The 8425-nt window shown below is 68.8% G+C and carries 8 protein-coding genes; 3 read left to right on the forward strand and 5 right to left on the reverse strand.

Annotated elements, in window-relative coordinates; all coding sequences use genetic code 11:
• Nucleotides 1-154 precede the first annotated feature (154 nt).
• Nucleotides 155-658 (reverse strand): flavin reductase family protein, encoded by a 504-nt coding sequence (locus D8M34_RS19590; protein WP_238695706.1) that lies wholly within the window; start codon nt 656-658, stop codon nt 155-157.
• Between the two features lie 467 nt (nt 659-1125).
• Between D8M34_RS19590 and istA the strand changes: the two genes are divergently transcribed.
• Nucleotides 1126-2409: an IS21 family transposase gene (istA, locus tag D8M34_RS17370; RefSeq protein WP_126894643.1), complete on the forward strand. Its 1284-nt coding sequence runs from the start codon at nt 1126-1128 to the stop codon at nt 2407-2409.
• Nucleotides 2410-2453: 44 nt separating this feature from the next.
• Nucleotides 2454-3242, forward strand: coding sequence for an IS21-like element helper ATPase IstB (gene istB / locus D8M34_RS17375; RefSeq protein ID WP_126894644.1), 789 nt, complete (start codon nt 2454-2456; stop codon nt 3240-3242).
• Here the strand turns inward: istB and D8M34_RS17380 are convergent.
• From D8M34_RS17380 to D8M34_RS17395, 4 genes are all read right to left on the reverse strand, one after another.
• A complete protein-coding gene (locus tag D8M34_RS17380; RefSeq protein ID WP_238695707.1) occupies nt 3239-4018 on the reverse strand; it encodes an alpha/beta fold hydrolase in 780 nt (259 codons plus the stop codon). The genes istB and D8M34_RS17380 overlap by 4 nt on opposite strands.
• Nucleotides 3916-4965: an ExeA family protein gene (locus tag D8M34_RS19430; protein WP_202976273.1), complete on the reverse strand. Its 1050-nt coding sequence runs from the start codon at nt 4963-4965 to the stop codon at nt 3916-3918. Before D8M34_RS19430 ends, D8M34_RS17380 begins: the two co-directional genes overlap by 103 nt.
• A 19-nt stretch (nt 4966-4984) precedes the next feature.
• Nucleotides 4985-6352 carry a DDE-type integrase/transposase/recombinase gene (locus D8M34_RS17390; protein WP_126894646.1) on the reverse strand — a complete coding sequence of 456 codons (1368 nt, stop codon included), beginning with the start codon at nt 6350-6352 and terminating at the stop codon, nt 4985-4987.
• 132 nt (nt 6353-6484) lie between these two features.
• A complete protein-coding gene (locus D8M34_RS17395) occupies nt 6485-6928 on the reverse strand; it encodes a helix-turn-helix domain-containing protein (RefSeq protein ID WP_202976274.1) in 444 nt (147 codons plus the stop codon).
• A 645-nt stretch (nt 6929-7573) separates the two neighbouring features.
• Between D8M34_RS17395 and D8M34_RS17400 the strand changes: the two genes are divergently transcribed.
• Nucleotides 7574-8062 (forward strand): DUF6933 domain-containing protein, encoded by a 489-nt coding sequence (locus D8M34_RS17400; RefSeq protein WP_126894648.1) that lies wholly within the window; start codon nt 7574-7576, stop codon nt 8060-8062.
• Nucleotides 8063-8425: the final 363 nt, after the last annotated feature.

Genomic DNA, 8425 nt, shown 5'->3' on the forward strand with positions numbered 1-8425 from the left:
AGATTGCAGTTGATGCAGCGCTCGTCGACCGACCACTCCTCGGCGGGCACCTCCGTCCGTGTGCCCTCGGCGCTGTGGATCGCGTCGGTCATGATCGTGCCTCTCGTGGTGGTGACCGGAATGGATGCGGCCGGGTGGGGCCGGCGGCGTGGCGTCACAGATCGAGTACGAGCCGGGGGTCCAGGCTCCGGGACACGCAGATCATCATCGTCTCGTCACGGTCGCGGTCGTCGTCCGACAGGACCGAGTCCCGGTGCTCGGGACGACCGGAGATCACTTCCGTCTCGCAGGTTCCGCAGATCCCTTCGGTGCACGACGACGGCGGCGCGACGCCGGCTTCCTGCGCTGCCGTGAGGATCGAGGTGCCCGGAGGGACGACGGCGGTCCTACCTGATCGTCCGAATACGACCTCGAACGATTCTCCGTGCTCGCCGGACACGTCGACCCGGCCCGCGAATCGTTCGATGTTGAGTATCTCCGGCCGGCCTACGCAGTGTTTCCCGATCGCGTCCAGCAATAGGGCCGGCCCGCAGCAGTAGACGAGTTCGCGGGCGTCCGGATCACCGATGTAGTCCGCCAGGTCGAGCAGGCCGTGCTCGTCCTGTGGACGCAGCAGCACCTTGTCGCCGTGGCGGGTCAGCTCGTCGACGAAGGCCATCGACGCCCGGGTGCGCCCACCGTAGAGCAGACTCCACCGGGCACCGGCACGCTCGGCGCGCTCGATCATCGGTAGCACAGGGGTGATGCCGATGCCGCCCGCGACGAACCGGTACGCGGGGGCCTCTCGCAGCGGGAACCGGTTACGCGGACCACGACCCCTCACCTCGACGCCCCGGTGGAGCCGGTCGTGCACGTAGGCGGACCCACCACGGCTGTCCTCGGCGCGGAGCACCGCGATCCGCCAGCTCGTCGTATCGTCAGGATCTTCGTACAGGGAGTACGTCCGAGAGCACCCCTCGCCGAGGTCGAGCTCGACGTGGGCTCCGGGATCCCACGACGGGAGCGGCCGTCCGGCAGCCGACCGGAGGGTCAGCGCGATGACCCCCTCGGCGTGTCGTCGGTTCGTAGAACCTGACCCCGCGCGGGTACCGGGAACTTTGACCCTCTCCCGCCAGGCTGCGGGAGGTGATCAGCGTGGAGGACTGGGCAGAGATCCGGCGGCTGCATCGGGCCGAGGGGCTGCCGATCAAGGAGATCGCCCGTCAGCTCGGGTTGGCGCGGAACACGGTGCGGGCGGCGCTGCGTAGTGATCGTCCGCCGGTCTATCAGCGTCCGGCACGGGGCTCGGTCGTCGATCCGTATGAGCCGGCGATCCGGGCGTTGTTGGCGACGTGGCCGAGGATGCCGAGTCCGGCGATCGCGCAGCGCATCGACTGGCCCTACTCCGAGGGGCCATTGAAGAAGCGTCTGGCCAAGATCCGGCCCGAGTACGTCGGCGTCGACCCGGTCAGCCGCACCTCTTACCGGCCGGGTGAGCTCGCGCAGTGCGATCTGTGGTTCCCGCCGACGAAGATCCCAGTCGGACCTGGGCAGGAGCGAATCTTGCCGGTGCTGGTGATGGCCCAGGGCTACTCGCGGTTTCTCTCGGCGACGGTGCTGCCCTCGCGGCAGACCGGGGATCTGCTCTCGGGGATGTGGCAGCTGATCACCGCGCTGGGGCGGGTTCCGAAGACGCTGGTCTGGGACCGGGAGGCAGGGATCGCGATCAAGGGACGGGTGAACGCCCCGGTCGTTGCGTTCGCGGGCACCCTGGCCACCCGGGTCCAGCTCGCCCCGCCGCGGGATCCGGAGTTCAAGGGCATCGTCGAGCGCGCCAACGGCTATCTGGAGACCTCGTTCCTGCCCGGGCGTTCGTTCACCTCGCCCGCTGACTTCGCCGCCCAGCTCGACGGATGGCTGGCCCGGGCGAACCAGCGCACGGTCCGCTCGATCGGCGGCCGCCCGGTCGAGCTGGTCGATACCGACTACGCCGCGATGCTGACGTTGCCGCCGGTCACACCAGCGGTCGGGCTGCACCACCGGACGCGTCTGGCCCGCGACCACTACATCCGGGTCGACACGTGTGACTACTCGGTCGACCCGCGGGTGATCGGCCGGTTCGTCGAGGCCTACACCTCTCTCACCACGGTGACAGTCGTTTGCGACGGCGAGGTCGTCGCCCGTCACCCACGGTGCTGGGCGCAGCGCCAGGTCGTGAACGATCCCGCCCACCTGGCCGCCGCCCGGGTCCTGCGCCGGGAGTTCGCCGCACGCCGTGATGCCGGCGCCCGCGCCGCTCGCCAGCACGCTGACGGCCACACCGTGGTCCTGCGGGCGCTGCCGGACTACGACGCCCTGTTCGGCGTCGAGTTCGATCCCACACCTGATCTTGATTCCACCACCGACTCCGCGGAGGCCACACAGTCATGAGCCCCACCAGCACAAGCCCTGCTGCGAACGGGACCCGCCCCACCATGACGAAGGCAACCAGCTCGGACGGGTTAGGCGCGCAACTGGCCTACCTGACCCGGGCGTTGAAGGTCCCCACGATCGCGGCCTGCTGGGAGCAGATGGCCGAGCAGGCCCGCGACCAGAACTGGTCGCACGAGGAGTTCCTGGCCGCGCTGTTGGCCCGTCAGGTCGCCGACCGCGAGGCCGCCGGCACCACGATGCGGATCCGCACCGCGCACTTCCCGCAGGTCAAGACATTGGAGGACTTCAACCTGGACCATCTGCCCTCGCTGCGGCGGGACCTGCTCGCGCATCTGGCGACGGGGACGTTCGTGTCGAAGGCGGAGAACGTGATCCTTCTTGGACCGCCCGGGATCGGGAAGACCCATCTCGCGATCGGGCTCGGGGTCAAGGCCGCTCAGGCCGGGCACTCGGTCCTGTTCGACACCGCCAGCAACTGGATCGCCCGTCTCGGCGCCGCCCACCACACCGGCTCCCTCGAAGCGGAGCTGAAGAAAATCCGTCGTTACCGGCTGATCATCATCGACGAGGTCGGATACATCCCGTTCGACCAGGACGCGGCGAACCTGTTCTTCCAGCTCATCGCCTCCCGCTATGAGCAGGCCTCGGTCATGGTCACCTCGAACCTGCCCTTTGGGCGGTGGGGCGAGACGTTCTCCGACGACGTCGTCGCCGCAGCGATGATCGACCGCCTGGTCCACCACGCTGAGGTGCTGACCCTGTCCGGGGACTCCTACCGGACCCGCGCCCGCCGCGAGCTGCTGGCCAAGGACCGGAGCAACAGCGACTAGCGCCTGCGGGACGTTGCGGCGGTGATGACGTCGCGGACAGCGCGCAGCACGACCTCGGGATGCTGCCAGATCAGCCCGGAATGACCTGCATCGTCGATCCGGCGCAGTTCTGCCCGCGGGGTCGAGGCCACGGCCTCGGTGAAGCAGCGGTGCTTGGCCTGCGCAGATCGCGCGGCCGCAGCGCGCAGGTCAGGGGTCAACAGCTCGTCGGTGAACGCATCGGAGCCCATCGCGCAGAGCAGGATCATCGGCAGGCCCGGGTCGGGCCCGGCTGCCCGGACCTCGTCGAACACTGAGGTCAGGTCCATCGGCTCGCGCAGCGAACGTTCATAGACCTCGGGTTGGAACGCGCGGTCCAGCAGCGGCTTCCGAACCTTCTCCGGCCACTGAGCCAGAGCCGTCGCGAACACCGTTCGATAGGTAGTGCGCATGGCGTCGATTTGTTCCGGCGGAAGCGCGATGTCGCTGGTCCACGAAGTGAGGCGCTGCGCTGCCTCGGGCGGCAGATAGTCCACCACGTCCTCATGGGTCGGGTCGGCGAGGACGAGACCAGCAACGTCGTCCGGGAACCGCTTGGCGAAGTGTCGTGCATACAGACCGCCCAACGAGTGGCCGACCAGCACACAGGGACGGGCGACACCGGCCAGATCAAGGAGTTCACGCAGGTCGTCGGTCACCTTGGTGCTGCTGCGCGGGGGTTCTGCGGGGTCGCTCCAACCGGTCCCGAGCCGGTCATAGACCACGCTGGTGGTGAACTGGGCCGCGAGCCGGTGCACGTTCCAGTAGTAGAGCCCGAACATCCCCCCACCGGCCAGCCACACCACCGGAACATCGCCAGAGCCCGAGCGATGCAACAACATCGATCCACCTGAGACCCCCCACCTGGCCCCCCATGGCGGCTCAGCCACTGCCTGCGCATCAACGTCCACCACGATCGCGGCTCCCTTCGCCACCGCCATGGTGAACCCGCAGTACTCACCGCCCCGTGTCGGGGCTCGTCATGCCACACCGCAGCCGTTCCGGGGTTAGTTTTCAGCGTCCCGCCCGGGGTCAGTTCCAAGAGACCGTTGACAAACAGCTGGTCGGGTCGGCCGACGAGTTTGAGGTGGTGGGTGATGTAGCTGCTGGTCTCCGGTGGGGTCATGCCGGGCATGGTGTAACGCAGCGCGGTGCGCTGTTCGAGCGCGGCCAGGACGGCGAGTTTCATCGTGCGGCGCAGGGTGGGCTGCCCGACGAGCAGGCTGGCCAGGGGCGAGTCCTGGTCCATGGACTGGTTGGTGAGCATGCGGATCGCCTCGAGCTGCTCATAGGTCAGCAGGTGCGCTTCGTCGATGACCAGGACCGGGGTGCGGCCGCGTTCCTCCCGTTCAGCGGCGAGGACTTTCCCGGTTTGGGTCATCAGTCGTGAGCCCAGGTGCGCGGCGGGCTGGCCGAAGGCGTTGACGATCTCCTCGTGGATGCCGCGGACCCCGATCAACGGGTTGGGCAGATAGATCACGGTGTAGCGGGACGGGTCGAGTGACTGCAGAACGGTGCGGACCGCGACGGTCTTCCCGGCGCCGACCTCGCCGGTCACCACGCCGATGGAACGCTCGGCGATGCACCACCCGATCCGGGCGACGGCTTCGTTGTGGGAGGCGTGACGATGCAGCTTGCCCGGCGCGAGATCACGGCCGAACGGCATCCGGTCGAACCCGTAGTGGGCCTGCAACTTCTCGATCATGGTGTGGGTTCCTGGGCTTTCAGTCAGTCGTGTGGTCATCGACGTCGTCGTCGGGGACGGGGGATGGGGTCGGGTCCAGGGCGGCGTAGTTGACCTTCTGCGCGATCTCGGCGGTGTGCAGGGCGTCGACGAGGGCGAGGTAGTCGATCCCGGTCGTCGGAGCCGGTGGCTGGGCCGGGACCTCGGGGCGGGCCTTGGGATGGGAGTGGCGACTGATCTGGAACGGCAGCGCGGTGCCTCGGTCGACACCGTCGAGACGGACCTGCAGAAAGGACAGGTCGAACGGGTCGAACACCAGCTCGACCTTGCGCCCGACCAGGCCGGGGTCGACCTGGTAGCGGTTGCCGTGCAGGGAGACCAGCCCAGTCCTGGAGACCGTGCGGTGCTCCGACCAGCGGAACGCCTCAGCCAGATCCGCCGGTGCCGGGACCGGAAACGGCCCGCCGGCCAGCCAGCGAGCCAGGGGCGCGTGCCCGGTCTCGGAGTGGACCGTGCGGTGGTAGGTCGTCTCGACCCAGGCGGTGAACAACCGGTTCATCTCCGCCAGGTCGGTGAGCTGACGGCCGGGGACGCCGTCACCGGAGGCGATCTCGACGACGAACTGCTCGGTGACCGACCGGAAGAATCGCTCGATCTTCCCCCGGCCCTGCGGCCGGCCGGGCGCGGAGTGGACCAGCTTGATCCCCAACTTCGCACACGCCCGCAGCAGCCACGAGTCGACGAACGCCGACCCGTTATCGACATAGACGTGCTGCGGAACCCCGCGCGAGGCCAGCGCGGGACGCAGCGCGGCGGCCAAGCGGACGGTGTCCTCGGCGAAACCCCACCGATGCCCGACAATCGCGCGGGAGTGATCGTCGAGGAACGCGAACAAGTAGGTCTTGCGCCCGCCGATCCGGGGCCCGTGCAGAGCGTCCCCGGTCCAGATCTCGTTGGGATGATCGGCCTCGAACCGACCGAACACCGCCGGCTCGACCAGCCCGGCCGACAGCGCGGTGAGACCCTCACGGCGGAACAGGCGCTGGATCGTGGTCTCGTCCGGCGCCCAGCCCAGCTGCGCGTGCAGGATCCGGCGGATCTGCGACGCCGACCGCGACGGATTCTCCTTCTTCAACGCTCGGGCCAGGTCGAAAACCTCCGCCGGGGTCCTCGGCTGCGACTGGCGCGGCGAGGGAACCAGCGCGTCGAAACCGCCCGTGCGGTAGTTCGAGATCCAGCGATCGAGGGTCCAACGGGTGATGCGGACCGTGCGCCCGGTCGGGTCGGTGTGGGGTTTCGCGGCCAATGCGCGGACCAGCGCCCCGCGCTGACGCCCGGTCAGCGAGGAATCCGCGGCCTCCCGGATCAGCATGTAGCGGAACAGGCCGATCTGCCGCGCCCGTTCCAACCGCGCGGCCTTCTATGTGTCGCCAGAGTTGTGATTGTCAGTCATTCGATTCTCTCGGAGCGTGTTCCCACACCTATCAGTGCAGGTCAGAACACCCCGAAGCTGCCAGAATCCTCGTATCCAAGATCAGAGTCAGTTCGTGTTGACGATCAGTTTCGTGACAGGCGAAACCTGGGGCGGCCAACCGGGGGCCAGCAGCCGGCTGTGGCTGACTGCGGCAGCGAACGCCCAGACCGACACCTCGCCGACGTTCGAGTCGACGAGACTGGGCCAGCGTGAGCGCGTCGCCACCGCCGCGCCGGCGATTGCGGAGACCGCGTCCGCGACCGGGTGCCCCGCCTCGGCAGGCATCACCGGGTCCGGTGCGACCTCGGCCACCAACACCGTGAACAGCACCCGCAGCAGCTCTGCCCGTTCCCGGAACCGGCGCACCCAGCCCCGCACCGTCTCCGCCGGCCGCCCGACCTGCTCGGCCGCGGTCCGCGTGCCCGCTCCACGAGCCACCATCGCCAACGCCTGCCCGATCACCTCCACCACGTCAGCGCGGCGCACCAGCGCGAACGCCGGGAGCAGCACATGCGAGGACCTGTACGAGCGACACCGCGATCGTCGCGGCCGCAACACCACTCCCGCCCCGCGCCCATCGCGCAACAGCCGCGTCCGAGCCCACCCCCACGGCCCGAGCTCGCCTGTGCATCCCGGGCACCGCAACTCGCCCGACAGCAACCGCGATTCGACCTCGACCACGCCCAGCCCTACCGTGACCACAGCGCCTCCACAGCGCTCACGGCCCTCCCGGCAGGTCTCCCTCACGAGCTCCGGGAGGGCCTTCGCATGCCGCCCCATCGGCACAGTGCCGCTCCACACGAACACCGACCCACCCGCAACACGCACCACAATCCGTCGGCAGACACAACGCCTGAAAACCGCCGCCGATGTGGGGATCTTGAGCGCCGTCCAACAACCGGACCGGGCAGCACATCCGATCGAGGCCAGTGGCGGATCCGACTGACCGCTCCCCTCGCGGCGACCGCACCCGAGTCCCCGATCACCGTCCACACCGCCCAGGGCGAGCACCACCTCACCATCGTCGCGACCGGTGAACGAGACGCCACCGAGATCGCCGCCCTGACGGAACCGCTGGTCGTCCTCGTGCCGCTCGGCGCGGATCGCTGGGAGGTGACCACCGCGACCATGCACGAGTGAGTACCCTCACCGGCGATGATCGTCCGCTGCACCGCCAAGGTCCTCGCACTGGTGCGGCCACCCGACCCGCTGCCCGACCCCGAGCCCGCACCCGACGACTGGTACGCGAACCTGCTCCGGATCCAGCGGCGCAACTGCCTGCTCCTGACCCACGCCACGACACTGTTCTCGGTGTTCCGCCCCGCCGTGACCGCCGCACAGCTACGCCCTCTCGGCCCGTTCGTGAGCGCCGCGATCAGGACCGAACTGCTCGCCGAAGGGCTCCCGCCCGACGCCCTGGGCTGCTCGGACACCACACCGACACTGGTGACCCGCACCGCCAGCCGTCGCGTCCTCGGCGTGATGAACGACCACGCCTTCCACATCGAGCACCACATCGCCGCACACGGCGGCCTCGCCAGGACCGAACTACCCGCCCTGCACCTGCGCCTGCACCGGACGATCAACAGCCTCAACGGCTACGCCCCGCCGATCGACGCCGCCCGCGCCGTGTCCTCTTCCTGACCGCCGTCGGCGGCGGCGGAACCGTAAGCACGTCACGAGTACATCCTCGTGGTGCCCTGCTGCCCAGGACACCGCGCCAGCCCAGACCCTGCCGGGCAGCGAAGCCACCACCGATTCCCGGGTCCGACCCCTTTACCCGACGCCCACACCCGATCGATCACCCCGAGCGCGCGCTCACGGTCCGGCACCGGTCTGCGCCCAACCGCAGCACACCGCACCAGATTCACCCGAACGGCACAAAAATCGTGGAGCAGAACCCTGACCACGCTTCGCACCGTGGAGCAGCGTGCTCCACGTTTGCTCCACGATGGGACCACAATGGACTCAACCATGATCAGATAAGACGATCATTCGAGGATCACA

The sequence above is a fragment of the Microbacterium sp. HSID17254 genome (genome assembly GCF_003989315.1).
GTDB lineage: Bacteria > Actinomycetota > Actinomycetes > Actinomycetales > Microbacteriaceae > Microbacterium.

What these genes read in the sequence shown, in the direction of transcription:
- D8M34_RS19590 (WP_238695706.1), bottom strand. Translation starts at nt 658, where the DNA reads ATGGCCTTCGTCGACGAGCTGACCCGCCACGGCGACAAGGTGCTGCTG.
- istB (WP_126894644.1), top strand. Translation starts at nt 2,454, where the DNA reads ATGACGAAGGCAACCAGCTCGGACGGGTTAGGCGCGCAACTGGCCTAC.
- D8M34_RS19430 (WP_202976273.1), bottom strand. Translation starts at nt 4,965, where the DNA reads ATGATCGAGAAGTTGCAGGCCCACTACGGGTTCGACCGGATGCCGTTC.
- D8M34_RS17400 (WP_126894648.1), top strand. Translation starts at nt 7,574, where the DNA reads ATGATCGTCCGCTGCACCGCCAAGGTCCTCGCACTGGTGCGGCCACCC.